This is a genomic window from Mesorhizobium sp. WSM4850 (assembly GCF_055811735.1).
This window is the reverse complement of sequence record NZ_JBVVPV010000019.1, coordinates 14,907-40,600: the sequence shown is the minus strand read 5'-3', so window position 1 is coordinate 40,600 and position 25,694 is coordinate 14,907. Positions and strand designations below refer to the sequence as shown.

The following is a 25,694-nucleotide window of genomic DNA, read 5'->3' as shown; positions in this document are numbered from 1 at the left end:
TTGGCCGAGATCAAGGGAATATTGTTCGACAAGGACGGCACCCTTGTCGACTTCAACGCGACGTGGCTCGGCGTTGCCGATTTCATGGCGATGGATGCGGCGGAGGGCGACCGCTGGAAGGCCGACAGGCTGCTTGCCGCGGCGGGCTACGATTTCGCCACCAAACGCTTCAAGCCCGATTCCATCTTTGCCTCCGGCACCAACATGGATGTCGTCGAGCTTTGGTTTCCGCGACTGTCGGATGAAGACCAGATGCTTGCCGTCGCCCGCTTCAACGAGATCACGTCGGTGCAGGGCTCGTCGATGGCGGTGGCGCTGCCGGGCATCGTCGAGACGCTTGGCGTTCTTCACAGGAAATCCTACCGGCTCGGCGTCGCCACCAACGATTCGACCACTGGCGCTGAGAAGACATTGCTCACGCTGGGCGTCGCGCAGCTGTTCGACGCCGCCTATGGTTACGACGCGGTGGCCAATCCGAAACCGGCGCCCGACACGATCCTCGCCTTCTCGGACCTGACCGGCCTGAGGCCTGCCGCGATCGCCGTGGTCGGCGACAATCGCCACGATCTGGAGATGGCGCGGGCCGGCGGCTGCGGTCTGGCGATCGGCGTGCTTTCCGGCACCGGCACGCGGGAATCGCTGTCGCAGATCGCCGACGTCATTCTGGATTCGGTTGCCGATCTGCCCGACTTTCTTTCGGCAAAGGTCAAGGAGACGATCTGAACTCGCCTCCGGGTTGCTCCGGCTCGAACGAGAAGACGCCGCTCGGCTTCGTCGCCGTGCCTTGGCCGACATCCGGCACCTGGTATTCGGCCAGAAGGTGAAGCCGCGAGCGGGGCAAGTAGGCGCGGCCCGGGTCGCCGATCAGCACATTGATGCCGGCGGCCAGGCAGCGGTCGAGGAAGGGGATGACCCGGTCGGCGAGATCTTGCCGGTAAAACAAGTCGCCGGCTGCCACGACGTCCACTGGCGGCGGCGGACCAGCGGTGATGTCCTCGCCGACGACCGTGATTTCGACGCCGTTCGCCGCCGCATTGAGACCGAGCGCGGCGACGCCATTGCGGTCGATCTCGGATGCAATCACTTGGCTGGCGCCGGCCCTTGCCGCGGCGATACCGACGAGGCCAGACCCGGCGCCGAGATCGAGCACGCGAAGCCCAGCCACGGTCTCCGGCCGATCGAGGATGTAGCGGGCAAGCACCGCGCCGCCGGCCCAGGCATAGGCCCAGTAAGGAGGCTGCGGCTCGGGGCCATCCTCGTCGGCTTCGTTTGCTTCTTCTTCCGGCTCGGCTGCTCGTCCTTGTGGACGCGTCAGCCGCCACAGTCCGCTCGCTGGATGGGCTGCATAAAGCCGGATTTCGGGAAGCGCGGCAACAGGGGCGATACGCATGTTCGCCTTGATGAACGTTAGCGGATCGGGACGGGAAAGCGTATCCGCCGCGTCATCGACAGTAAGGCTATCGGCCAAAATTGTCCCTATTCCCGCCCAAATTCTTCCTATTCCCGCAACGCCCGCCGCAGGATCTTGCCGACCGGCGTCTTCGGCAGTTCGGTCCGAAACTCGATGTATTTTGGCCGCTTGTAACCGGTCAGGTTCTCGCGGCAATAGACAGTCAGCACCTCTGCGGTCAGCGACGGGTCCTTCTTGACGACGAACAGCTTCGGCACTTCGCCTGAATGCTCGTCCGGCACGCCGATCGCGGCCACTTCGAGCACGCCCGGATGCAGCGCCACCACTTCCTCGAGTTCGTTCGGATAGACGTTGAAGCCGGACACAAGGATCATGTCTTTCTTGCGGTCGACGATCTTGGTGAAGCCGCGCTCGTCCATGAAGCCCATGTCGCCCGACTTGAAGAAACCGTCCTTGGTCATCACCTTGGCGGTCTCGTCCGGCCGGTTCCAGTAACCGGCCATCACCTGTGGTCCGCGGATGCAGATCTCGCCGACTTCGCCGGGCGGCAAATCATTGCCGTCTTCGTCGCGGATGGCGATCTCGGTCGAGGGCAGCGGCAGGCCGATCGTGCCGGTGAAGTTGCCGTCGCTGAATGTGTTGGCGGTGGCCACCGGCGAGGTTTCCGAAAGCCCGTAGCCCTCGGTGACCGGGCAGCCGGTCAACGCCTTCCAGCGTTCGGCGACACCCTTCTGCACCGCCATGCCGCCACCCAGCGTCAGGATCAGCGGCCTGAAGTCGAGCTTGCGGAAATCCTCATTGTTGAGCAGCGCGTTGAACAGCGTGTTGAGGCCTGGAAAGATGTGGATCGGGTATTTGCCGAGTTGCTTGACGAACCCGGGAATGTCGCGCGGATTGGGAATGAGTATGTTCTGGCCACCCAGTTGCATGCCCATCAGCGCGTTCACCGTCAGCGCGAAGATATGATAGAGCGGCAGCGCGCAGATGAAGTTGAGATGCGCCGGCTTGGGCTTGACCGTGAAGGCGTCCTCGATCCACAGCGCGTTCTGCGCGACGTTGGCCAGCACGTTGCTGTGCAGCAGCACCGCGCCCTTCGAGATGCCGGTGGTGCCGCCGGTATATTGCAGGAAGGCGACGTCGTCGGCAGCGACCTTCGCCGGCTTGAAATTCATGCCGGCGGCTGCCTTCAACGCTGCGTTGAACTTGACATGGCCCGGCAGCGACCAGGCCGGCACCATCTTCTTCACGCGGCGCACGACGAGATTGACGATCGTCCCCTTCAGGCCGCCAAGCATGTCGCCCATCGCCGCGACCACGACATGCTTGACCGCCGTTTTGGCGATCACCGCCTGCAAGGTGCTGGCGAAATTCTCGAGAATGACGATGGCTTGCGCGCCGGAATCCTTGAGCTGATGTTCCAGCTCGCGCGGCGTGTAGAGCGGGTTGACGTTGACCATGACATAGCCAGCGCGCAGCACTGCCATCATCGCAACCGGATATTGCAGCACGTTCGGCATCATCAGCGCCACGCGTGCGCCTTTCGGCAGTCCCGTCGATTGCAGATAGGCGCCGAAGGCGGCCGATTGCCGCTCGACTTCCGCATAGGTGATGGTCTTGCCCATGCAGGTAAAGGCAGGCCGGCTGGCGTACTGCTTGCAGACGTCGGCGAGCAGATCGCCGATGGAGCCGAAGGGCAGAGCGCCGATCTCGGCCGGAACGACTTTCGGATAGCTTTTGAGCCAGGGTTTTTCCGGCAATCCGGCGGCAACCACATTCGGCAGCCTTGTGGCCGGACCTGGGTTTGACGTCGATGCAGCCGCTGTCGGTGCTGCCTTCGCCGCTGGTTTGGCGGCGGCGGGCTTTGCGCCACCCTTGGCGGGCACCGCGGCCGCCTTCGGCTTGGCTTTGGCCGTCGGCGCTTTTAGCTTGTCGGGGCTGGCCGGTTTCGCAGCAGTTTTGGCCTTGGCTGTCGCTGGTGCCGTCGTCCTTGGTGTTTTTGCCACTCGTCCCTCCCTCGATTGTTCTTATTGTCTCTGCCTGCTCGCCGCGTCGCCTCCGAATGACAGAGACGTCCTCCACTGCTGCCGGCATCCAGGAAATCCAGCCTGTCATCTATGTATTGCGACTATCGGCAGCCGTGCAAGTCTGTGCCTGCGGCAAGGTGGGAAGAAATCGTCCGCGGCAACGACCAGCCGAAGGTCGCAGTTCCTCACCAACGCCGGGTTGAAGATCAATAAAAAAATGCAGTCGTTAACATTACCGTGATAGGCGGTAACTGACATTTTTTTCTCCTTTTTGGCGAGTGCGCAGAAATCAATTCTGCTTCCCATGGGGTAGGCAAACGGGGTGTTCCAAAGCCGGAAAAACGGTGCTTATATGCGCGCTTCACGAGCCTGATAGAGGGGCTTGGAAGAACATCAGGGAGTCCTCCATGAAAAAGAAACTGACTTTTGCGGCCGCGTTGCTGGCCGCAAGCGTCCTCGGCGGCATGGCCAATGCGAAACAGCTGGTCTACTGCTCGGAGGCGTCGCCGGCCGGCTTCGACCCGTCGCCGTGGAGCGGTGGCAACGATTTCGACGCGTCGTCGCGCACCATCTATTCGCGCCTGGTCGAGTTCGAACACGGCAAGACCACCATCACGCCTGGCCTCGCCGAGAGCTGGACGGTTTCCGACGACGGTCTCGAATACACGTTCAAGCTTCGGCCGGGCGTGAAGTTCCAGACCACCGACTACTTCACGCCGACGCGCGATCTCAACGCCGACGACGTGATCTTCTCCTTCGAGCGCCAGTGGAAGAAGGAAAACCCGTGGTTCGACTATCTGGCAGGCACCGGCTGGGAATATTTTGCCGGCATGGGCTTCCCGGATCTTCTCAAGGAAATCGTCAAGGTCGACGACCTGACGGTGAAGTTCGTGCTGAACAAGCCTGAGGTCGCTTTTCTGCCGGATCTCGGCATGGATTTCGCTTCGATCGTCTCCAAGGAATATGCCGACCAGCTCGACAAGGCTGGCACCAGGCAGCAATTCACCCAGAAGCCGATCGGCACCGGTCCGTTCCAGTTCGTCGACTACCAGGTCGACGCGGTCATCCGCTATGCGGCATGGGACGGCTACTATGGCGGCCGCCAGAAGATCGACGATCTGATCTTTGCCATCACCACCGATCCGGCCGTGCGCGCGCAGAAGCTGAAGGCGGGCGAGTGCGATATCATGTCGTACCCGGCGCCGGCCGACATTGCCGGCCTGAAAGCCGACCCGAACCTCAAGGTCGACGAGCAGGAAGGCCTGAACATCGGCTACATGGCCTACAACACGACGCAGGCGCCCTTCGACAAGGTCGAGGTCCGCAAGGCCCTCAACATGGCCGTCAACAAGCAGGCCATTCTCGATGCCGTCTATCAGGGCGCTGGCCAGGCGGCGATAAACCCGATCCCGCCGACGATGTGGTCCTATAACAAGGAGGTCAAGGACGATCCCTACGATCCCGACGCGGCCAAGAAGATGCTGACTGATGCCGGCGTCACGGATCTGTCGATGAAGATCTGGGCAATGCCGGTCAGCCGCCCGTACAATCCGAATGCCCAACGGGTCGCGGAACTGATCCAGGCCGACTACGCCAAGATCGGCGTGAAGGCCGAGATCGTCAGCTACGAATGGACCGAGTATCGCGAACGCGGCAAGCAGAAGGACCGTGACGGGGCCTTCCAGCTCGGCTGGACCGGCGACAATGGCGACCCGGACAACTTCCTATTCCTGCTCGGCTGCGATGCCATCGGCCAGTCCAACTATGCGATCTGGTGCAACCAGGAGTTCGAAGCCCTCCTGCAGAAGGGCAAGGCGACCACGGACGTCGCCGAGCGCACCAAGATCTACGAGGAGGCTCAGGTCGTGTTCAAGCGTGAGGCGCCGTGGCTGACCATCGCCCATTCCAAGGTCTTCATGCCGATGAACAAGAAAGTTACGGGCTTCGTCATGGATCCGCTCGGCATCCACCGGTTTGACGGCGTCGACGTCGCCGAATAACTGCTGAGAAATAGAACGGCGACGCTGGACTTAAAGCGCCGCCGTTCTATGAAGCAAGATGCTCCGCTATCTCCTCCACAAGCTCGCCTTGATCATCCCGACCGTGTTCGGCATATCGCTGGCGGCGTTCGCTTTCGTCCGGCTTTTGCCGGGCGACCCGATCACGGCCCTGGCCGGCGAGCGCGGCGTCAGCCCGGAACGCTACGCCGAGCTTGTCGAGCGGTTTGGCTACAACCGGCCCTATGTCGTCCAGTATCTCGAGTATATCGGCAGGGTCCTGACCGGCGACTTCGGCATATCGCTCGCCACCAAGCGGCCGGTGCTCGGTGAATTCCAAGCGCTGTTTCCGGCGACGCTGGAACTGGCGACGATCGCGCTGATCATCGCCGTGCTCATCGGCATTCCCGCCGGCATCTTCGCCGCGGTCAAGCGCGGATCCTGGTTCGACCAGGCGACGATGGGCGTGGCGCTGACCGGCTATTCGATGCCGATCTTCTGGTGGGGACTGCTGCTCATCATCTTCTTCTCCGGCTATCTCGGCTGGACGCCGGTTTCCGGCCGCATCGGCCTTCAATATTTCTTCAAGCCGACGACGGGGTTCATGCTGATCGACAGCCTGATCTCCGGCAAGAGCGGCGCTTTCAGGTCCGCCGCCAGTCATCTTGTCCTGCCGGCGATCGTGCTGGCGACAATCCCGCTCGCCGTCATAGCGCGCCAGACGCGGTCGGCGATGCTGGAGGTGCTGGGCGAAGACTATGTCCGCACCGCCCGCGCCAAGGGCCTGGCGCCGCGTCGCGTCATCGGGCTCCACGCTTTTCGCAATGCGCTGATCCCCGTCGTCACCACCATCGGCCTGCAGGTCGGCACGCTGATGGCGGGCGCCATCCTGACCGAAACGATCTTTTCCTGGCCTGGTATCGGCAAGTGGATGATCGACGCGATCGCCAAGCGCGACTATGTTGTCGTCCAGAGCGGCTTGCTGATCATCGCGCTGATCGTCATGGCGGTGAACCTGATCGTCGACGTGCTCTACGCCGTCATCAACCCACGTATCCGGGTGCAGTGAGATGACCGACCAAACCACGGCAGAAGCCACCGCCGCCTCCATTCCGACCGGCGGCCGGCAACGCGCCTTCACCGAGTTCTGGCATTACTACTCGATGAACACCGGCGCCGTCATCGGCCTGGTCGTGTTCACTGCGCTGGTGCTGGTGGCGATCTTCGCGCCGTTGGTCGCGCCGCATTCGCCTGACGAACAGTTCCGCGATGCGCTGCTGGCGCCGCCGGCCTGGCAGGAGGGCGGCAGATCGACGTTCCTGCTCGGCACCGACGCCGTTGGCCGCGACATGCTTTCGCGGCTGATTTTCGGGGCTCGGTTCTCGCTGTTCATCGGTCTGGTCGTCGTTGTTTTCTCGCTGACCAGCGGTATCGTCCTCGGCGTGCTCGCCGGCTATTTCCGCGGCTGGGTCGATACGCTGATCATGCGCGTCATGGACGTCATCCTGGCCTTCCCGTCGCTGCTGCTTGCCCTAGTTCTGGTGGCGATCCTCGGACCCGGCCTGTTCAACGCCATGCTGGCGATCGCGCTGGTGCTGCAGCCGCATTTCGCGCGGCTCACCCGTGCGGCGGTGATGGCCGAAAAGAACCGCGAATATGTGATCTCCGCCAAGGTGGCCGGTGCCAGCCATCTCAGGCTGATGGTGAAGACGATCCTGCCGAACTGCATGGCGCCGCTGATCGTGCAGGCGACGCTGTCCTTCTCCAACGCCATTCTCGAGGCCGCGGCTCTTGGCTTCCTTGGCGTCGGCGCGCAGCCGCCAACCCCGGAATGGGGCACCATGCTGGCCACGGCGCGCGAGTTCATCCTGCGCGCGCCATGGGTGGTGACCTTCCCCGGCCTTGCCATCCTGATCACGGTGCTTGCGATCAACCTGATCGGCGATGGCCTGCGCGATGCCTTCGACCCCAAGCTGAAGAGGTCGTGACCATGCCTCTTCTCGAGATCAAGAACCTCACCGTGTCGTTTGATACCGCCGCCGGACCATTCATGGCCGTGCAAGGCATCGACCTGTCGATCGAGCCGCGCGAGGTGCTGGCGATCGTCGGCGAATCCGGCTCCGGCAAATCGGTGGCGATGCTCGCGGTGATGGGGCTGTTGCCGAACACGGCGACGGTAAAGGCCAATCGCATGGCCTTCGACGGCATCGACCTGCTTGAGCTCAGCCCGTCCGAGCGCCGCAAGATCGTCGGCAAGGACATCTCGATGATCTTCCAGGAGCCGATCGCCAGCCTCAACCCGTGCTTCACCGCTGGTTTTCAGATCGAGGAGGTGCTGCGCTTCCATTTGGGCATGGACCGCGCCCAGCGCCGGGCCCGTGCCATCGAACTGATGAAGCTGGTCGGCATCGCCGATCCGGAAGAGCGGCTGAACTCATTCCCGCACCAGATGTCGGGCGGCCAGTGCCAGCGCGTCATGATCGCCATCGCCATCGCCTGCAATCCGAAGCTGCTGATCGCCGATGAGCCGACCACCGCGCTCGACGTCACCATCCAGAAGCAGATTCTCGACCTTTTGGTCGGCTTGCAGGCCAAATACGGCATGGGCCTGATCATGATCACCCACAATATGGGCGTCGTCGCCGAGACAGCCGACCGCGTCATCGTCCAGTACAAGGGCCGCAAGATGGAAGAGGCCGACGTTCTGTCGCTGTTCGAGCAGCCGAAGAGCAACTACACGCGCGCGCTGCTGTCGGCGCTGCCGGAGAACGCCGTCGGCGACCGGCTGCCGACCATTTCCGACATGCTGTTCGAACCGGCCCCCTCTGCTGCTGGAGCCGGGCGTGCTGCGGGAGCCGCGTCATGAGCGTGACGGTTCTCGAAGGCAAGAACATCGTGCGCGACTACCATGTCGGCGGCGGCCTGTTTCGTCCCTCGCGCACGGTGCATGCGGTCAAGGGCGTTTCGTTCAGTGTTGACAAGGGCAAGACGCTGGCCATCGTCGGCGAAAGCGGCTGCGGCAAGTCGACGCTCGCACGTATCATCACGCTGATCGATCCGGCGACAGCGGGCGAACTCTTCATCGACGGCAACAAGGTCGACATCGCCAAAAATGGGCTGACGAAGGAGATGCGTCGCAAGGTGCAGATCGTCTTCCAGAACCCCTATGGTTCGCTCAATCCGCGCCAGAAGATCGGCGACGTGCTGGGCGAGCCGCTGCTCATCAACACCGACACGCCAGCCGACGAACGGCGCGATCTCGCCATGAAGATGCTGAAGAAGGTCGGCCTTGGACCGGAGCACTACAACCGCTATCCGCACATGTTCTCGGGCGGCCAGCGCCAGCGCATCGCCATTGCCCGCGCGCTGATGCTCAATCCGAGCCTTTTGGTGCTCGACGAGCCGGTCTCGGCGCTCGATCTGTCGGTGCAGGCGCAGGTGCTCAACCTGCTCGCCGACCTGCAGGACGAGTTCGAGCTGACCTATGTCTTCATCAGCCACGACCTGTCGGTGGTGCGCTACATCGCCGACGAGGTGATGGTCATGTATTATGGCGAGGCCGTCGAGTACGGTTCGCGCGACGAGGTCTTTGCCGACCCCAAGCACAGCTACACCAAAACGCTGTTCGCGGCGACGCCGCGCGCCGACGTCGCCAGCATCAAGGCGAGGCTGGCGAAGAAGAAGGCCGCCTGACGCCGCAATTGCGGTACCCAGCCCATGCTGAGGTTCAGGGCGCCGGCTGATCAAAGACTACAGCGACGGCGATTCCTACGGAATGCAGTGCTTCTCGACGTCACGCGCGGTGAACTCTGCTGCTCGCCGCCATGCTTCGTCGGTATCTCCCCGGTAAGTCAGGTATCGATCGCAGATAGGTTTGTTGTTGCTCAAATCCAGCACTGCAAACTTCACCCAGCCGACCAGCGTGCTCATCTTGTGCACCTGACCGATCAGGAGATATTTCGCGCTGGCTGTTTTTGCCTGTTTCGAGAGATCGACAAGGCCGGGGTCCTTGATGGTGCACTGTTCTGCCTGACAGGGTAACGCGACCAGCTTGATCTTCTCCGAAAGGCCATCCTGCAACGTAACGCCAAATGCCTTCAGTCGCGCTTCGTGTTCGGCGGTCTGGTCCCTGACTTCGCCTGATGTATCCCTGAACTCGAAATCCGCGACGGCGAGGGTCGCTGGCTCGACGACATCGGCAAAAGCGGCCGGCGCAAGTAGACCAGCGACCATCAGGATCAGGAAAAATTGTCCACACTCAAAAAGTCGAAATCGAACTTCCGCACTTTGCACCTTGAGCATCTCGTTTCTCCGAGGTTAGGACGATACCCATCCCAATGACGGTGCCGATTTGTCTCTTCGCGCTGCTGGAAGACGCGGAAGCGGGCGCAGACTACCCGGTTGCGTCGCGACGTCAACTTTCAACCTGTTACTGGGTGGACTCCACCTCCGCCACAACCAGCTTGCCTTTGGCGCGCGAGATTTCGAGTGCCTGGCCGGCCCCTGCCAACGCGCCCGGGACCGAGATCACGAACGCCTGGCCCTCGCTGAGGGTCGCGACGAAGCGCACTGGCAGGTTTTCTTCGCCCGCCGCCATCGTGGTGACCACCCGATAGCCGTCCTCCGCCTCGGTGTAGTAGACGACGCCGTGAAAATTGCCGAGATCGACGGTCCCACCCTGACGGGCCGTGAGTTCGCCGGCAGAAGTGGAACCTGCCACGACGCAAAGCGCCGCAAGTGCTGTGTATCTGAACATCGTGTTTCTCTCCATTTGGAATTGTCGTTTGGGTGGGTGGTCGCCTGCGGCTGCATCCCCCAAAATTACGCTGCGAGCTGATCCTCACGGGCAGCCGCGATCATTACGCTGGCGAGCAACCCGTAGGCCGCCTCCCAAGCCTCGCGGACAGCCGGCGTAAAAGCCGTGCCGAGGCCGGCCGCCAGCGTCTCGATGAGCGCTTGTCCGACGATCGGGTAATGACGCTCCTCGACACCGTAAGTCACGTGACGCCTGGCGAGCACGCGCACCGTCGGCAGGATGGTGTCGGCTCGGTCCAGTCCATGCACGACGAAGCCGAGGCTCGCTATCAGCTTGGCGCCTTGCTTGGTCATGTCTGTCACCGGAAACAGCGCGCGAAGATCCGCGTCGATCGCGAACAGGCGCTCGTAGAACAGCGCGGCGGCGGCCACGCGGATCGGCACGATCTCGCGAAAACTGTCCTGGACAAGTCTGGTCTGGTCGGGTGTCATCGGCGACGCTCCTGCGTTCCTGGTCTTGCGGCGACCATCGCCCCAAAGCGTTTCGCATGCATGTCGCCTGCGCCTGGATGTGTTTCAGTTGTGTCTCAATTGGTTTCAGTTCGCGCTCATTTGACTTCTTTATCTAGAGGCACGCCGAGAGTGGCCAGGCCGAACTCTCGCCGACCTCGACCTGGCCATAGCTGAAAAACCTGGCGCGGCGCCAGCTTGGAACTGCATCGGCAGTCGGTCATTATATCGGAGAGCCGGCGGCTCCTCCCCTATGCCTCCGTTCGGATGGAGAAATCATGCTGCGGATATTCATTGCTTCGTCTTTTCTTCTCGCCTTCGGTGCCCCCTCGACCACGCTCGCGCAGGGCAGCAGCATCGAGAGCGAGACAGGCCGCGTTGCGGTCGAGACCTTTGCCGAAGGGCTTGAGCATCCCTGGGGCGCGACTTACCTGCCCGACGGCGCGTTGCTGGTCACCGAGCGTCCGGGGCGGCTGCGGCTTGTCTTGACCGACGGAGCCGTTTCCGATCCGATCGACGGTGTGCCGGACGTCCTTGCCAGCGGACAAGGCGGTCTGCTGGATGTGGCGCTCGATCCGGACTTTGCCAACAACCGAACGGTTTATCTCTCCTATTCGGAGCAACGCGGCGGCGGCGCGGCCACCTCGGTCGGCCGTGGCCGCCTGGACAAGAACGGCAGCGCGCTTTCGAACTTCGAAGTGATCTTCCGGCAGGAACCAGCCGTATCCAGCCGGCTGCACTACGGCTCCCGCCTGGTATTCGCGCCGGACGGCAAGCTCTTCGTCACGCTCGGTGAGCGCGGCAAGATGCGAGAGGCGCAGGACCCGAACAATCATCTCGGCACGATCGTCCGCATCAACCCCGATGGTTCCGTGCCTGACGACAATCCGTTCGTCGGCAAGGACGGCGCCGACGAGATCTGGTCCTACGGCCATCGCAATGTGCAAAGTGCTGCGCTCCAACCCGAATCCGGCGTGCTCTGGACGGCGGAAATGGGACCGCTCGGCGGCGATGAGCTGAACATTCCGCAAGCGGGCAGGAATCACGGCTGGCCCGTGGTCAGCTGGGGCCGGCACTATTCGGGCGAACGCATCCCCGAACCGTCGACGCGGCCGGAGTTTGCCGACTCCATCCATAGCTGGACACCCGTCATCTCGCCTTCCGGCATGACCTTCTACACCGGCGACATGTTTGCCGATTGGCGCGGCGACCTCTTGATTGGCGGACTGTCGGCGGAAGGCATCGTTCGTGTCAGGATCGACGGAAAGCAGGTCGCCGGCGAGGAAGTCCTCGCTCTCGGCAGGCGTATCCGGGACGTGGTGCAGGCCCCCGACGGCGCGGTCATGGCGCTAACCGACGAACCAGCGGGAAAGATATTGCGACTGACGCCGGCAGCGTCGCAGTGATGCCGCGCGGTGCGACAGGCGCGTTTTCTGAACTGGTCGCTCTACCCTCGGAATCCCGCTAAGCCTTGAGAAATATTAGTGTCGCTTAGTGACGCGAAGACCTGAGTGAAATTCAAAAGTCCTACATTTGCCACAGAAATTGCTGATTTTGTTGCGCTCTGCATGACGCTGAACTCATTCGAGGACGGGATTAGACTGCGGCCCGGCGAAGTGGGTCCGAATATTCTGTCCGGCTTCTTTAGAAAGCTATAGGCCAGTTCTCTGCGCGGCAGTCGCGACCCTGGCCGACAAATGGCCCGACAGTGCCGCTGCGAGCCTGACGGGTGCGCCTGTAGCGGCAACGCTAGCCAACTACCGACAGCCTTATGTCCAGGTGCATGACTGAAGCGGCCGGTGCCGGTGGTCGTCGGCACCTCGGCGAGCACGCCTCATGTACTGTCTAGATTTGCCGGCCTAGCCGGTCCTGTGGGCGTAGCTAATGACGTTCTTTGTCTTCTTGCACGTGGAGCAGACCTCTTTTCGTCGGCTGAATCCGAATGCGCAGGCAAGCTCTCGTGTCTTGTGATTGGCGTGCTGGCGAATTGACAGTTTGATACTGTCCGCAATGCAGTCGTCGCAAACGGCGCGGGGAGCTTTCCCTTGGATGAACTCCCGTACAGTGTCCAAGACCGTCATGTGCTATCCATTGCTTGAGGAGCTACAGCTGCAGTTTGAGTTTCAAAGGCTTCCGGGAGCGGCAGGGCTGCCGAGCCTGTCCCATGCTTCTTGATACTGAGGAAGCGCATAGGACTTTGGCTGTAGCCAATACGATATCGTGCCAGTTGCACTCATTCCCCGATGCGCTGCGGCTTTCACTTCGTCCTTCGTGAGGACATAGCACGTTGGTGCTGCGGTGTTCGCATTGATCGTTAGAACCCACCAATCTGAGCGAAGGGTGTCCAGCGAACCACCCAGCGGCACTGGGTCTTTCTTCGATAGAGCTTTTGACTGAATCGGTAGGACGCGGCTCTCATCGTCGCTTGCGGCATAGAGGTCTGCGCCACGTGCGTTTCGCACGGTGGGCATGACATGCCAACCGCGCCGCGATAGTTCCCGCGCTACGTGGTACAGACCGGCGTTGCCAGTCAGCTGATGTCGCATTTCAACCCCCTTTATTAGACTTGCCGCTTTCGGTACGGTCCGTGCTCGCCCGGCCTGCGGCGCGACGCCCGTAGACATTCATATTTCCAACGGCGGTAATAGTCACAATCAGTCCCAAGGAGGGGCCGGTCCCGATTTTCGGCACGGAGGGATACAAGTCGGAGAAAACGTTGCTTCGAAATCCCGCCAGATTTTTTCTGACTCCCTGCTGTTTCACCGCGCACGTCAAGGCGACCTGGAGCGCAAATAAGTCGCCCAACCACAAACAGCCTTGTCGTAACGATAAATGACCTGACAGCGGCATATCCCCGACAGCCAGCATAGACGCGCGGCATCCGACACGTGCAGCATCAGACTTCTTTGAGCAGGCTGAAGAACTCTGCCTTCGCCTACGAAACGTCTCCCTTTGATCGTTACCGTCGTCTGGGCTGCGCGCCTTCAGCAGCGCGCGATTGCTGAGTTTCGCGACGGCTCCCATCTTGCCTGCCTTAAAGCCTTTCAATAGCGAGTCGCACATTGGCAGCCCCTTGACTGCCGGCACGAGTTAGATACCTTTCCAGCGCGTCTTGAGAGAAGCGGCCCCTGGCGCCTTTGGATAAGCCGCATGATAACCGACGACTTTACGTCGAAGAGAAGCAAGAAGCAGCACGACTGCCCGACATAACTCCCGAACACAACAACCCGGCCTGCCGCCCGCGACGGGCGTTGCGGCCCCTAGAGAGTAATGGAGAAGGTCATGCCTAAACTTGTTGAGTATCAGGATGGCGAGGTGGACGTGAAATCGCGCAATCCGCTGAGGGGAACTCTTGCGCTAGTGGATGATGAAGACCACGACGTCGACCTTGAACTCGATAAGGATAGAAAATACGAACCGGCCAGCGCGTACCCTGCCCAGGCCAACATTGAGAGCAGACAGGACTAGGAGCCAAGGAACCCCGGACGGTTGGTTGTCGGGGGCGGCGTGGCTTCTTCCTTTTTTTCGACCAGATTGTCGTCCCTCCCGCCTTTAGTGAGCACCGCACCGGAGAGCCCATTTTTCCCATCGATCTCTCTCGAAATCCTAGTCCGAATATCTGCACGGATCACCGGATCCTCGGGCAGGCGGCTCGCAAACCATTCAGGAAGATTGTCGCCAGCGTTCTTGTCCATGGCGCCAACAATGTTTTCTGCCGCCTTATGTTCCAAGTTTCTTAGGGCCTTCATTCTATCGCCCGTCCTTTGCCTCGCGATGGCGCATCAGGGCCGAACCGATCGCGCAGCTTTACCAGATCGAGCGTGTCACGGTGGTGACACGGCCCATGATGGCAGTGCGCCGTCACCGTCATCTTCGCGTCGATCAGAGATTGGAACGTCCAGCCCTTTTGCCATTCGGCCGATATGGCGCCGGTGTGGTCAGCACGCCAAGCGTTCGTCATGGTGGACTATCGCATCGAGGACCACTTCGTAGACACTCCCTATGTCTTCCTCGATCTCGACTTCGCCGATACCTACAGCTGCTTACTGCCGGTCCGGGCGATAGACGAGGAAAGCGAGACGGACGGCAGCGCGTAGACTGGGACGCGACCTCTATGCAGAAGACCCGCCGCTACATTTGCGAAGCGACGGGCCTCCGCCCCATTCCCCCATACCTGACCATGCAACTGCCGTGCCAGACTTATTGACCCATCGCGGGACACCTTATGGCTTCTGCGCAGGCCTGGATGTTGCAACAAGGATATGCCAGTCGGACCAGGCTCGGCTGTGGGAATTCCCACACCGGGGAAAACATTGGAAAAAGTTTTGCTTTCCGGAAAGCGGGGCCTCCGGCCATTAACCGGCGTACGCGGCCCAGCGCTGAAGAGAGACGAAAGCCGCCTGCAAAGTGGACTTTTGAACCTTTTGAGTGTTCCGCCGAGGGCGCCCATAGAAATTTTCTGCCGCTACTCGGGGCTCTCAAAGCCGAGCAACAATGTCCCGAAGGCGGTTAATGTGCGGGAGTAGTCGGCCAGACCTTGCCTCGTCCCGAATGTCGAAGCTAGCCAGTGTCGTCTGCACGGCCTCATGGAAGCTCTCAGGGGTGTCTAAAATAGATGGTGAGTAGATGGCTGCTGGACAGAAATCCGCAGTCGCGAGCCGCCCCGCAAGGTCTGGTCGACCAGGGGCTCGCTGTCCGTCGCTTTGGCCAAGGTTTTGGTGATGTCACATCGCGCGCGAAAGGATCTGGACTTTCCGCAAGTCTGCCGGAAGTTCAGGGGCCGGGGGCAAAATATTATGTCGGGGCTGAAAATGCGTCTGGGGGTGCCCCTGCGGTGCCCCGGATGATTTTCGCGGATGCGGCCAAAACCGGCCATCAACTAAGCAATTGATTTTCCGAAGAGAAAACTGGTGCCGCTTAGGTGACTCGAACACCTGACCCCATCATTACGAATGATGTGCTCTACCAACTGAGCTAAAGCGGCCCGGGAAGCCAGGGCCTCCAAGATGCGCTGGGTGATAGACGCAACCCGCCACAAATTCAAGATGGGACTTGGCAATTCGTGTCGGCTCATCCCGGGCCTATAAGCGACCGCCCACCGGTCGGCCATGTGGTTGCGCGAAGCCTCAACGCCAGGTTGTGCGACGTCGCGTTGGCGCTGCATCGGGAAACCGGCGAAAAATGTTGATTCCTTTACCGAAAACCGCCGAAATCGGCTTTGGATGCATCGCCAAGGCAGAATGCGGCCGCTGGCCCGTTGATTGATCGGTCGCCTGCGGCTAACGATCATGACAATATGACCGTACGTGCAGAGGGGTCCCCGTTGGACGCGATCGAAAAAGCGATCCGGAATGCCTTCGAGAAAGGCAATGCCGAGGACCGCGCGTTTCGCGAGCGGGTCTACCGATCGGCCTTCGCCGCGCTTGATCGCGCCCTGCAGGCCAACCCGAACGTGACGGTGGAAGTCGCCATCAAGCGCCGCAAGGCGGTGCAGGCCAAGATAACCGAAATCGAATCCGAATTCCTGCCGGCGGTTCCCGCTGTCGGCCGGCCGACCGATGACGACGCTGCAGCACCGGCTGTGGAGCAGCCGCCTGGCAGCGAAGCCGATGCCGAACCCCAAGCCGATGCCGAACCGGATGCCGGCGCCGACGCTGAACCGGCGCCGCCGCCTGAGGTCATTGTTGACGGTCCGGCGGAGTCTCCTGCATCGGTCGCGCCTAGTGTTTCGGACGCGCCCCCTGCTTCCGATGCGCCGCGCTCGCGCGTCTTGCCGGTCGTTCCCGACATCATGCCCGAAGCGGCTTTTCCCGATGCGCCGGAGGTCGACTTGTCGTCCCCCCAATCGGCCGGGGACGGCGACGCAGAGGTGATGCCCGACCGCGACGACAGGCGGGTGAAAGGTCCCCGCCTGCCTCTCACCGCGATCTTCCTCGGCGTGACGCTGCTTGCAGCCGCTGGCATCGGCCTCTATTTCGCTGCCCAGACCGGCGTCTTCAAGTCGGCGGCCGAACTCGACACCGCCCCGCCGCAAACGCCACCGACGGTGGAAGACGATGATTTCACGCCGCCAGGCGACACGGCCCCGCCGCTGAACGCCGGCGAGGCGGATGAGGCGCGCGACTGGATCAATGTGTTTTCACCGAGCGACCCGACGCTTGTCAGCGCGCCTTCGGATGCCAAGGCCGAAACCATGCAGGACGACAGCGGTTCCTTCCTGCGCATCCGGTCGGGCGCCTCCGGTTCGGCGATCAGCTTCGACGTCGAGCAAGGCGTCTTGGACAAACTCGCCGGCAAGCACGCCACGTTCGACATCATCGCCCGCTCCGAGGAGGGCCAGGAGACGCAGATCTCCGTCGACTGCAATTTCGGCGAACTCGGCGACTGCGGCCGCAAGCGCTACGCGGTCGGCCACGAGCGCAACGAATACCTCTTCGATGTGCGGTTTCCCGACAAGCGTCCGGGCGCTGCCGGCACCATCGCCATCAATTCCGACTTCGACAAGCAGGGCAAGTCGGTCGACATCTACGAGATCCGCGTCGCGATTGTTCCTTGAGCCTCAACGCATCGGCCCGAAAATCGGAATCGATTTTCGGAAAGCACGATGCGTAGATTATAACTGTTAGATCGTACTTTGTGCGTCCAATTGGACGCACGTCGCTCTAACTATCGAGCAGCGCCTGCAGCGTCTCGATGCGGTCGGCTTCGGCCGCCGGCTTGTCCCAGCGCAGCCGTGAAATGCGCGGAAAGCGCATGGCGACACCGGATTTGTGCCGTGTCGAGCGGTTAAGCCCTTCGAACGCCACCTCCAGTACCAGGCCTTGTCTGCGGTCGGCCCGCACCGAGCGGACCGGGCCGAAGCGCTCGATCGTGTTGTCGCGGACATATTTGTCGATCTGCCTCAGTTCCTCGTCGGTGAAACCGAAATAGGCTTTCCCCACCGGCACCAGTTCCTCCGATCCTTCCGGGCCGGACCACACGCCAAACGTGTAGTCGGAATAGAAACTCGAACGCTTGCCGTGACCGCGCTGGGCATACATCAGCACGGCGTCGATTGTGTGCGGATCGCGCTTCCATTTGAACCATGGGCCTTTCGGCCGGCCGGTGAGATAGGGCGAATCCCAGCGCTTCAGCATCACGCCTTCGATGACCGGATGCAGCGGCTTGCGGCGCAATTCCTCCAGCGCCTGCCAGTCGGTGAATTCGACAAGCGGCGAAAGATCGAAGCGGCTCGGATCGAGCGTCTGCACGAAGCCTTCGAGGCGGCCGCGCCGCTCGCGGAAAGGGTGCGTGCGCAAGTCCTCGTCGCCGATCTGAAGCACGTCGTAGCAGCGCATGAAGGCCGGGTATTGCTGCTGGATCTTCGGTGTCACGCTCTTGCGGTTCAGCCGCTGCTGCAGGTCCGAGAACGTGCCGGTCGCCTGCCGGGGATCGCCGACCAGAAGCTCGCCGTCGAGGGTGGCGGAGAAATCCATCGCCTCTGCGAGGTCAGGAAAAGCCCGGGAGACATCGTCGCCGGTGCGCGAGTAGAGCCGGCGAACACCGCCTTCCGATACCGCCTGGACGCGGATGCCGTCCCATTTCCACTCGGCGGCATAGTCGGCCGGATCGAGCTTTTCGAGGTCGCCGTCACCGATCGGGTTGGACAGCATCACCGGCCGGAACAGCGCCAGCGCTGTCTTTTTGGGTTTTTCTGCCTTGCCCTCCAGCCAGGCGAACAGCTCGGCATAGGGCGGTATCAGCCCATGCCAGAGTTCTTCGATCTCAGCGATGTCGACCTTGCCGAGATCGGCCAGCGCCTGCTTGGCCAATCGCGCCGAAACGCCGATGCGCAGGCCGCCGGTGACCAGCTTGATGACGGCGAAGCGCGCCGAGATGCTGGCGCTGTCGAGCAGCCGGGCCAGCACCTTCGGCCCGTCGGAACGGCTCGCCGCCTGCAATTTCGCGACGACCTCGGCGAGCGTCGGCTCATGGTTGGCGATATCCGCCGGTGATTGCGGCCAGACCAGCGACACGGTCTCCGCCAGGTCGCCGACATAGTCGTAGGAATAGCCGAACAGCACCGGGTCCATGCGCTGCATGACCAGCGCGCGCAGCATCGCCGGCTTGACCGCCGCGATGGTCAGGTCGCCGGTGATGGCAGCCAGCGCCAGACCGCGATCCGGATCCTCGACGCTGCGGAAATAATCGCTCAACAGCTTCAGCTTGCCGTTGCGCGACGGCGTCAGCACGAGGCGGTCGAGGAGTTCGGCGAAGCGGTTCATAATGCGGGCCGCGCCAATGGGCCAGCCTTGCGTTCTGTCGCGCCGCCGTGAAGCGCTACATCGGCCGTGACCACCATCAATCGCCCTCATCCTCATAGCCGACGAGATGCAGCGGCCTGGCAGCGATGCCTTCGAGTTCGCACCAGCGCACCAGGGCCTCCTCGCGGCCATGCGTCACCCAGATTTCCTCCGCGCCGGTTTCCCTTATCGTGGCGGTCAGTTCGTCCCAGTCGGCATGGTCGGAAACGATCAGCGGCAGCTCGACGCCGCCCTGCTTGGCGCGCTGGCGGATGCGCATCCAGCCGGAGGCAAAGCACGAGATCGGATCGGGAAAGCGCCGCGCCCAGCGGTCGGCGAACGCCGATGGCGGCCCGACGACGATGGCGCCGGTAAAATCCTCCTTGCCACTACTTTCGACGGTCGCCGGCTCCAGCGCCCCGAGCTCGATGCCCTGGCTCTGATAGTAGTCGCTGAGCTTGGCCAGCGCGCCGTGGATATAGATCGGCCTGTCGTAGCCGGCGTCGCGCAGCAAGCGCATGACGCGCTGCGCCTTGCCGAGCGCATAGGCGCCGACCAGATGCGCGCGTTCGGGAAACTGCGCGGTCGATTTCAGCAGGCGGGCGATCTCTTCGGTATCGGGCGGATGACGGAACACCGGCAGGCCGAAAGTCGCCTCGGTGATGAACACGTCGCACTTGACCGGTTCGAACGGCTCGCAAGTCGCGTCCCTCTGGCGCTTGTAGTCGCCCGAAGCGACGATGCATGAGCCCTGATGCACGACCTCGATCTGCGCCGAGCCCAGCACATGGCCGGCCGGATGGAAGGTTACGGTGACGCCGTTCAGCGCAATCGCCTCGCCAAGTGCTGCCGCTTGCGTCGTCCCGGCAAAACCCTCGCCGTAGCGCAGCCGCATGATGTCCAGCGTCTGTTGTGTAGCCAGCACCGAGCGGTGGCCGGAACGGGCGTGGTCGGAATGGCCGTGTGTGATCAGCGCCCGGCTGACCGGCCGCACCGGATCGATGAAGAAATCGCCGGGCGGGCAATAAAGGCCCTCGGGCCGAGGGTGAAGCAGGTCGCTGGCGCGCATGGCTCCAAGATAGTTGCTAATTCCGGCGCGGGAAGCCTGTTGCAAGTGACTGCTGACTCGGCATACAGGCAACTGTCGGCGGGATCTCCATCACGAAATCGCATCAGGCCTTGTCCGGCGACCCTTTTCGTTCACCTGCGCCACACGTGGCGGCGGCTGCGAAAAAGTCCGATTCGCATGCCCGAAAGGGCAGAACACCGACAAGGAGGACGTTGCATGCGCTGGAACTTGGTGGTCTTGGCATCTTGCCTGGCAATAGCCGGTTGCGTCGGCACCTCGATCGCCGAGCGACAGGACGCGAATGTCCAGTCCTCGCTGCAATATGACAGCGTGCCTTGCGATCAATTGGTGGCGCAACGAAACCGGCTGGCGCAGCAATACCGCCTTCCGCAGGATGCCAAGCCGTCCTTCTCCGATCCCGGGGTGGGCCTCGGCCCGTTCACGCCGGATGCCCGTTCCAAGGCCCAGCGCGACGTCGAACAGGCAAGTGGCCGGATCGACGCCATGAACCGGTCGATCGCCCGCCGCGAATGTGGCAAGCCGGGTTAATACCCCGCGTTGCGATCGACGACGTTCTCGAGCTTTTCGCCGCGCTCGAAGGCGGCCATCTGGCGCAGCATGATCGGCACCAGATGCACGGGATCGGAGGTCGCCGCCGCATGCGGCGTCACAAAGACCTTTGGGTGGCTCCATAGCCGGCTGGTCTTCGGCAGCGGCTCGACCTCGAACACGTCGAGGCTCGCCTCCTTGAGCGTGCCGTCCTCCAGCGCACGCAGAATGTCGGCGTCCTTCTGCAACTTGCCGCGCCCGGCATTGATCAGCACTGAGCCGCCGAGGCCGTTGCGTTTCCTCAACTCCTTCAGCACGCCGTAATTGATGATGCCTTGCGTCTGCGGCGTAAGCGGCAACAGCGCCACCAGGATATCGGTGGCGTTGAGGAAGGGGATCAATCCGGCCTCGCCGGCATAGGTCGAAACGCCTTTCACCGGCCTGTCGCTGCGCGACCAGCCATTGACCGCAAAGCCGAGCGACAAAAGCACCGACGCCGCCGCGCGGCCAAGCGTGCCGAGCCCCATGATGCCGATGGAGATGTCGCCGGCCGGCCGCTGCGGCGACTCGTGCCAGATCTTCCTTTGCTGCTGCGACCGGTAAAGCAGGCCCTGGCGATGGTGATCGAGCACCCGCCAGACGACATATTCGGTCATGTAGTGGGTCAAATTGTCGGCCACGACCTTGACGATCGGCACGTCGGGCAAAGTGGGATCGGCGAAGATGTGGTCGACGCCGGCGCCGATCGAAAAGACAGCGCGCAGATTGGGCAGGGACGACAGAAGGTTCGGCCGCTGCTTCCAAACCACCGCATAGGTGATCGAAGGATCGCTGGCGCCTTCCGGCTCGAGCACCACCTCGCGTTCGGCCGACAAGAGTTCGCGCCAACGGCCTGGATGGATACCGGTGAGGGCAAGCAGGACGCGGCCTTTTTCCATGGCGGGTTCGTTTTCCTTTATGCGGGTACAGGCTACTCGCTGACGATGCCGACCGGCGCCGTTTCGATCCTGAATGCGGCCGAGATCAGCGCCTTGGTATAATCGGTCTGCGGCCGTTCGAAAATCTGTTCGGACGGACCGGCTTCGACGATCCTGCCATTGCGCATGACGATGACGTCGTTGGCAAGCGCACGGATGACCTTCAGGTCGTGGCTGATGAACAGATAGGCGAGGTCGTGCTTCGCCTGCAGGCTGCGCAGAAGGTCGACCACCTGCGCCTGCACGCTCATATCGAGCGCCGAGGTCGGCTCGTCCAGCATGACGAAGCGCGGGTTGAGCACCATGGCGCGGGCGATGGCGATGCGTTGGCGCTGGCCGCCGGAAAACTCGTGCGGATAGCGATTGCGCGTGGAGGGATCGAGCCCGACTTCACCGAGCACATCGACAATGCGATTGTCGCGCTCATCGGGCGACAGTTTCGGCTCGTGGATCTTCAGCCCTTCCTCGATGATCTCGGAGACCGACATGCGCGGGCTCAACGACCCGAACGGATCCTGGAAGACGATCTGCAACTCGCGCCGCAGCGGCCGCATGGCGTTGAATGACAGCTCGTTGATATCGCGCCCATCGAACTGAATGGTCCCGGTCGACGAGATCATCCTGGCCAGCGCCAGGCCGAGCGTCGTCTTGCCCGAGCCGGATTCGCCGACGACGCCAAGCGTCTGGCCGGCGCGCACGGTGACGTCGATGCCGTCGACCGCCTTCACATTGTCGACGGTGCGCCGGAAAAAGCCTTTCTTGATCGGAAACCAGACTTTTATGTCCTGGCCGGTCATCACCGGCCTGGCGGCTGTGTTGGCGGCGGGCGGCTTGCCCTTGGGTTCGGCCGCCAAAAGGTGCCGCGTATAGCTGTGCTGCGGGTTGGCGAAGATTTCTTTCGTCGGCCCGGTTTCGACGATCTTGCCCTTGGTCATCACGCAGACCCGGTCGGCGATCTTTCTGACGATGCCGAGATCGTGGGTGATGAACAGCATCGACATGCCTTTGCGGCTCTTCAATTCCGCAAGCAGTTCGAGGATCTGCGCCTGCACGGTGACGTCGAGTGCCGTCGTCGGCTCGTCGGCGATCAGCAGTTCCGGCTCGTTGGCCAGCGCCATGGCGATCATGACGCGCTGGCGCTGACCGCCGGAAAGCTGGTGCGGATAAGCGTCGAGCCGCTTCTCCGGCTCGCGGATGCCGACCTCGTTGAGCAACTCCAGGGTGCGCGCCTTGGCTTGGCGGTCACCCAGGCCCTGGTGCAGCGTCAGCACCTCGACGATCTGCTGCTCGATGGTGTGCAGCGGGTTGAGCGAGGTCATCGGCTCCTGAAAGATCATGGTGATCTTGTTGCCGCGCACGCGGCGCAATGCCTTCTCGTCGGCAGCGAGCAGATCGGCGCCCTGGAACAAGATCTTTCCCGACGGATGGCTGGCGGCCGGATAGGGCAGCAGCTTCAGCACCGACAGCGCCGAGACCGACTTGCCGGAGCCGGATTCGCCGACCAGCGCCACCGTCTCGCCCTTGGCGATGTCGAAGGAAATGTGGTCGACGGCCATCGACTGGCGGCCTTCCTGGGCGAAGGCGACGCTGAGATCGCGCACCGAGAGGAGAGGGGCGTCGCTCATCTGAACGTCTTGCGCGGATCGAAGGCGTCGCGGGTCGCCTCGCCGACGAAGACCAGCAGCGACAGCATCAGCGAGATGACGACGAACCCCGAAATGCCGAGCCACGGCGCGTTGAGGTTGCGCTGCGCCTGCTTGAGAAGCTCGCCCAGCGAGGCCGAGCCGGGCGGCAGGCCGAAGCCAAGATAGTCGAGCGAGGTCAGCGTCGAGATCGAGCCACTGAGCAGGAAGGGCAGGAAGGTCAGCGTCGCCACCATGGCATTGGGCAACAGATGCCGGAACATGATCGTACCGTTGGGTACGCCCAGCGCGCGCGCGGCGTTGACATATTCGAAGTTGCGGGCGCGCAGGAACTCGGCCCGCACCACGCCGACCAGCGCTACCCAGGAGAACAGCAGCATCAGCCCGAGCAGGATGAAGAAGCCGGGCGGCAGGATGGCGGCGACGATGAGGAGCAGATAAAGCACCGGGATCGCCGACCAGATTTCTATGAAGCGCTGGAACAGAAGGTCGGTCCAGCCGCCGAAATAACCCTGCAATGCGCCGGCCGTCACGCCGATCACCGCCGAGCCGGCGGTGAGGATAAGGCCGAACAGCACCGAGACCCTGAATCCGTAGACGACGCGCGCCAGCACGTCGCGGGCCTGGTCGTCGGTGCCCAGCCAGTTCCAGTTGCCGATGACGCAATTGGGGTCGGCGGCACCTTGCGGATACTGGTTGCAACGTGTCTGGACGTCATAGAGCCAGGACGGCTTGGTCGGCGCCGCCTCCGGGATGGCGTTGTTGACGGTCCGGTACGAGTAGCGGACCGGTGGCCAGATCATCCAGCCATGGGCATTGATCTCGTCCTGGATGACCGGGTCGCGGTAGTCGGTGACCGCATAAAAGCCGCCGAACTTCTCCTCGGGATAAGCGACCACGACCGGAAACAGGATTTCGCCCTTGTAGGAGACGAGGACCGGCTTGTCGTTGGCGATCCATTCGGAAAACACCGACAGCACGAAAAGCACGAGGAATATCCACAACGACCAGTAGCCGCGCCGGTTGGCCTTGAAATTCTGCAGCCGCCGCTGGTTGAGCGGCGACAGCCAGGGCCGTGCGATCCGCTCCGGCGCCGTTTCGGCTGCGGCCCCGGCCATCAGACGTCCCTCCGCTCGAAGTCGATGCGCGGGTCGACCCAGGTATAGATCAGGTCGGACAGCAGCCCGACGATCAGGCCAAGCAGCGAGAAGATGTAGAGATTGGCGAACACCACCGGATAGTCGCGCTCGACCACCGACCTGAAACCGAGCAGGCCGAGGCCATCGAGCGAAAAGATGTTCTCGATCAGCAGCGAGCCGGTGAAGAAGGCCGAGATGAAGGCGCCGGGAAAGCCGGCGACGACGATCAGCATGGCGTTGCGGAAGACGTGGCCGTAGAGAACCTTCCGTTCCGACAGGCCCTTGGCGCGCGCGGTCACCACATACTGCTTGCGGATTTCCTCGAGGAACGAATTCTTGGTCAGCAGCGTCGTGGTGGCGAAGGCCGACAGCACCAGCGCCGTCAGCGGCAAGGTCATGTGCCAGAGATAGTCGACGATCTTCGCCGGCCAGGACAGCTGGTCCCAATTGTCGGAGGTGATGCCGCGCAGCGGAAACCAGTCGTAGAACGATCCGCCGGCAAACAGCACCATCAGCAGGATGCCGAACAGGAAGCCCGGGATGGCGTAGCCGACAATGACGACGCCGCTGGTCCATACGTCGAATGCCGAGCCATCCTTGACTGCCTTGCGGATGCCGAGCGGGATCGAGATCAGGTATGACAGCAGCGTGATCCACAGCCCGATCGAGATCGACACCGGCATCTTCTCCAGGATCAGATCGATCACCGAGATGTCGCGGAAATAGCTGTCGCCGAAATCGAACCGGATGTAGTTCCACAGCATCATGCCGAAGCGCTCGAGCGGTGGCTTGTCGAAGCCGAACTGCTTTTCCAGCTTGGCGATGAACTCGGGGTCGAGCCCTTGCGCGCCGCGATATCTCGAACCGGCTTCGCCAGCCACGTCGAAATTGCTGGCGCCGGCGTCACCACCGCCGCCACCAAGGCGATCGCTGCCGCCCTGGTTGGTCAGCCGGGCGATGACCTGCTCCACCGGCCCGCCCGGCGCGAACTGGATGACGGCGAAAGACACCGCCATGATGCCGAACAAGGTCGGGATCATCAGCAGGATGCGGCGCAGGATATAGGCGCCCATCAGAAATGGTCCTCCGTGAGGAGGGGCACTGTGTCTGGACGGCCGCCCAAGGCAGTCGCGTCAGACCAATTATCGACGCCAGCGCCGCCCATCATTGTCCTACCGGACATTTCTCCCCGTATAGTGACGGGGAGAAAGGGGCTGGCCGCAATCTCGGCGCTTTTACTGCCACGCTTGTGATTGGCGAAACCATCGATGAAGGCGCCCCTCTCCCCGTCACTATACGGGGAGAGGATGCCGGCAGGCAGGTGAGGGGCGGCGCCGA

24 protein-coding genes and 1 tRNA gene are annotated in these 25,694 nt (G+C 62.4%); 11 read left to right on the top strand and 14 right to left on the bottom strand.

Annotation, left to right across the window (positions count from 1 at the left end; genetic code table 11):
- Positions 1 to 723 carry an HAD family hydrolase gene (locus AC0L2Z_RS18945; protein ID WP_023802893.1) on the top strand — a complete coding sequence of 241 codons (723 nt, stop codon included), beginning with the start codon at positions 1 to 3 and terminating at the stop codon, positions 721 to 723.
- Here AC0L2Z_RS18945 and AC0L2Z_RS18940 read toward each other — a convergent pair.
- Together AC0L2Z_RS18940 and AC0L2Z_RS18935 are read right to left on the bottom strand one after the other, a co-directional pair.
- Positions 707 to 1,468, bottom strand: coding sequence for a class I SAM-dependent methyltransferase (locus AC0L2Z_RS18940; protein ID WP_473480047.1), 762 nt, complete (start codon positions 1,466 to 1,468; stop codon positions 707 to 709). The genes AC0L2Z_RS18945 and AC0L2Z_RS18940 overlap by 17 nt on opposite strands.
- A 29-nt stretch (positions 1,469 to 1,497) precedes the next feature.
- A complete protein-coding gene (locus AC0L2Z_RS18935; RefSeq protein WP_473536472.1) occupies positions 1,498 to 3,414 on the bottom strand; it encodes a long-chain-fatty-acid--CoA ligase in 1,917 nt (638 codons plus the stop codon).
- A 428-nt stretch (positions 3,415 to 3,842) separates the two neighbouring features.
- Here AC0L2Z_RS18935 and AC0L2Z_RS18930 point away from each other — a divergent pair, with 428 nt between their 5' ends.
- From AC0L2Z_RS18930 to AC0L2Z_RS18910, 5 genes are read left to right on the top strand one after another with little or no spacing between them, the layout of a single operon-like run.
- Positions 3,843 to 5,435 (top strand): ABC transporter substrate-binding protein, encoded by a 1,593-nt coding sequence (locus AC0L2Z_RS18930; RefSeq protein WP_023802896.1) that lies wholly within the window; start codon positions 3,843 to 3,845, stop codon positions 5,433 to 5,435.
- A gap of 58 nt (positions 5,436 to 5,493) precedes the next feature.
- Positions 5,494 to 6,501, top strand: coding sequence for an ABC transporter permease subunit (locus AC0L2Z_RS18925; protein WP_023802897.1), 1,008 nt, complete (start codon positions 5,494 to 5,496; stop codon positions 6,499 to 6,501).
- Position 6,502: 1 nt separating this feature from the next.
- On the top strand, positions 6,503 to 7,420 hold the full coding sequence (locus AC0L2Z_RS18920) for an ABC transporter permease subunit (RefSeq protein WP_023802898.1): 918 nt from the start codon (positions 6,503 to 6,505) through the stop codon (positions 7,418 to 7,420).
- Between the two features lie 2 nt (positions 7,421 to 7,422).
- Positions 7,423 to 8,298 (top strand): ABC transporter ATP-binding protein, encoded by an 876-nt coding sequence (locus AC0L2Z_RS18915; protein WP_473629021.1) that lies wholly within the window; start codon positions 7,423 to 7,425, stop codon positions 8,296 to 8,298.
- Positions 8,295 to 9,125 (top strand): dipeptide ABC transporter ATP-binding protein, encoded by an 831-nt coding sequence (locus tag AC0L2Z_RS18910; protein WP_287066903.1) that lies wholly within the window; start codon positions 8,295 to 8,297, stop codon positions 9,123 to 9,125. The genes AC0L2Z_RS18915 and AC0L2Z_RS18910 overlap by 4 nt, the downstream gene beginning before the upstream one ends.
- A 75-nt stretch (positions 9,126 to 9,200) precedes the next feature.
- On the opposite strand, the gene AC0L2Z_RS18905 is transcribed toward AC0L2Z_RS18910, so the two are convergent.
- The 3 genes from AC0L2Z_RS18905 to AC0L2Z_RS18895 form a co-directional block, all read right to left on the bottom strand.
- Positions 9,201 to 9,734 carry a DUF2380 domain-containing protein gene (locus tag AC0L2Z_RS18905; RefSeq protein WP_473628996.1) on the bottom strand — a complete coding sequence of 178 codons (534 nt, stop codon included), beginning with the start codon at positions 9,732 to 9,734 and terminating at the stop codon, positions 9,201 to 9,203.
- A 127-nt stretch (positions 9,735 to 9,861) separates the two neighbouring features.
- Positions 9,862 to 10,188, bottom strand: a complete 327-nt coding sequence (locus AC0L2Z_RS18900) for a hypothetical protein (protein WP_473628995.1) — start codon at positions 10,186 to 10,188, stop codon at positions 9,862 to 9,864.
- Between the two features lie 65 nt (positions 10,189 to 10,253).
- Positions 10,254 to 10,679, bottom strand: a complete 426-nt coding sequence (locus AC0L2Z_RS18895; protein WP_023802903.1) for a globin family protein — start codon at positions 10,677 to 10,679, stop codon at positions 10,254 to 10,256.
- Positions 10,680 to 10,975: 296 nt separating this feature from the next.
- Here AC0L2Z_RS18895 and AC0L2Z_RS18890 point away from each other — a divergent pair, with 296 nt between their 5' ends.
- Positions 10,976 to 12,103, top strand: a complete 1,128-nt coding sequence (locus tag AC0L2Z_RS18890) for a PQQ-dependent sugar dehydrogenase (protein WP_473628994.1) — start codon at positions 10,976 to 10,978, stop codon at positions 12,101 to 12,103.
- A 1,876-nt stretch (positions 12,104 to 13,979) separates the two neighbouring features.
- Positions 13,980 to 14,165 (top strand): hypothetical protein, encoded by a 186-nt coding sequence (locus AC0L2Z_RS18885; RefSeq protein WP_473628993.1) that lies wholly within the window; start codon positions 13,980 to 13,982, stop codon positions 14,163 to 14,165.
- Here the strand turns inward: AC0L2Z_RS18885 and AC0L2Z_RS18880 are convergent.
- Both AC0L2Z_RS18880 and AC0L2Z_RS18875 read right to left on the bottom strand, forming a co-directional pair.
- A complete protein-coding gene (locus AC0L2Z_RS18880; RefSeq protein WP_473628992.1) occupies positions 14,162 to 14,446 on the bottom strand; it encodes a hypothetical protein in 285 nt (94 codons plus the stop codon). The genes AC0L2Z_RS18885 and AC0L2Z_RS18880 overlap by 4 nt on opposite strands.
- Positions 14,443 to 14,658 carry a hypothetical protein gene (locus AC0L2Z_RS18875; protein WP_473628991.1) on the bottom strand — a complete coding sequence of 72 codons (216 nt, stop codon included), beginning with the start codon at positions 14,656 to 14,658 and terminating at the stop codon, positions 14,443 to 14,445. The genes AC0L2Z_RS18880 and AC0L2Z_RS18875 overlap by 4 nt, the downstream gene beginning before the upstream one ends.
- On the opposite strand from AC0L2Z_RS18875, the gene AC0L2Z_RS18870 reads away from it, so the two are divergent.
- A complete protein-coding gene (locus AC0L2Z_RS18870) occupies positions 14,657 to 14,794 on the top strand; it encodes a hypothetical protein (RefSeq protein ID WP_473628990.1) in 138 nt (45 codons plus the stop codon). The genes AC0L2Z_RS18875 and AC0L2Z_RS18870 overlap by 2 nt on opposite strands.
- An 811-nt stretch (positions 14,795 to 15,605) precedes the next feature.
- On the opposite strand, the gene AC0L2Z_RS18865 is transcribed toward AC0L2Z_RS18870, so the two are convergent.
- A tRNA-Thr gene (locus tag AC0L2Z_RS18865) sits at positions 15,606 to 15,681 on the bottom strand.
- 339 nt (positions 15,682 to 16,020) lie between these two features.
- On the opposite strand from AC0L2Z_RS18865, the gene AC0L2Z_RS18860 reads away from it, so the two are divergent.
- On the top strand, positions 16,021 to 17,253 hold the full coding sequence (locus AC0L2Z_RS18860; protein ID WP_473628989.1) for a hypothetical protein: 1,233 nt from the start codon (positions 16,021 to 16,023) through the stop codon (positions 17,251 to 17,253).
- A 106-nt stretch (positions 17,254 to 17,359) separates the two neighbouring features.
- Here AC0L2Z_RS18860 and AC0L2Z_RS18855 read toward each other — a convergent pair whose 3' ends face one another.
- Positions 17,360 to 18,961: a cisplatin damage response ATP-dependent DNA ligase gene (locus tag AC0L2Z_RS18855; RefSeq protein WP_473628988.1), complete on the bottom strand. Its 1,602-nt coding sequence runs from the start codon at positions 18,959 to 18,961 to the stop codon at positions 17,360 to 17,362.
- Between the two features lie 76 nt (positions 18,962 to 19,037).
- A complete protein-coding gene (locus AC0L2Z_RS18850; RefSeq protein WP_128168280.1) occupies positions 19,038 to 20,048 on the bottom strand; it encodes a ligase-associated DNA damage response exonuclease in 1,011 nt (336 codons plus the stop codon).
- A 216-nt stretch (positions 20,049 to 20,264) separates the two neighbouring features.
- Between AC0L2Z_RS18850 and AC0L2Z_RS18845 the strand changes: the two genes are divergently transcribed.
- Positions 20,265 to 20,597 carry a hypothetical protein gene (locus AC0L2Z_RS18845; RefSeq protein ID WP_023802068.1) on the top strand — a complete coding sequence of 111 codons (333 nt, stop codon included), beginning with the start codon at positions 20,265 to 20,267 and terminating at the stop codon, positions 20,595 to 20,597.
- Here AC0L2Z_RS18845 and AC0L2Z_RS18840 read toward each other — a convergent pair.
- The 4 genes from AC0L2Z_RS18840 to AC0L2Z_RS18825 are packed head-to-tail and all read right to left on the bottom strand — an operon-like array spanning position 20,594 to position 25,429.
- A complete protein-coding gene (locus AC0L2Z_RS18840; protein WP_473628987.1) occupies positions 20,594 to 21,535 on the bottom strand; it encodes a 2-hydroxyacid dehydrogenase in 942 nt (313 codons plus the stop codon). The two genes, AC0L2Z_RS18845 and AC0L2Z_RS18840, sit on opposite strands and share 4 nt — an antisense overlap.
- A gap of 32 nt (positions 21,536 to 21,567) precedes the next feature.
- Positions 21,568 to 23,199 carry an ABC transporter ATP-binding protein gene (locus AC0L2Z_RS18835; protein ID WP_473628986.1) on the bottom strand — a complete coding sequence of 544 codons (1,632 nt, stop codon included), beginning with the start codon at positions 23,197 to 23,199 and terminating at the stop codon, positions 21,568 to 21,570.
- A complete protein-coding gene (locus tag AC0L2Z_RS18830; protein WP_473628985.1) occupies positions 23,196 to 24,335 on the bottom strand; it encodes an ABC transporter permease in 1,140 nt (379 codons plus the stop codon). Before AC0L2Z_RS18830 ends, AC0L2Z_RS18835 begins: the two co-directional genes overlap by 4 nt.
- Complete coding sequence (locus AC0L2Z_RS18825; protein ID WP_128174061.1) at positions 24,335 to 25,429, bottom strand: microcin C ABC transporter permease YejB; 1,095 nt, start codon at positions 25,427 to 25,429, stop codon at positions 24,335 to 24,337. Before AC0L2Z_RS18825 ends, AC0L2Z_RS18830 begins: the two co-directional genes overlap by 1 nt.
- Positions 25,430 to 25,694: the final 265 nt, after the last annotated feature.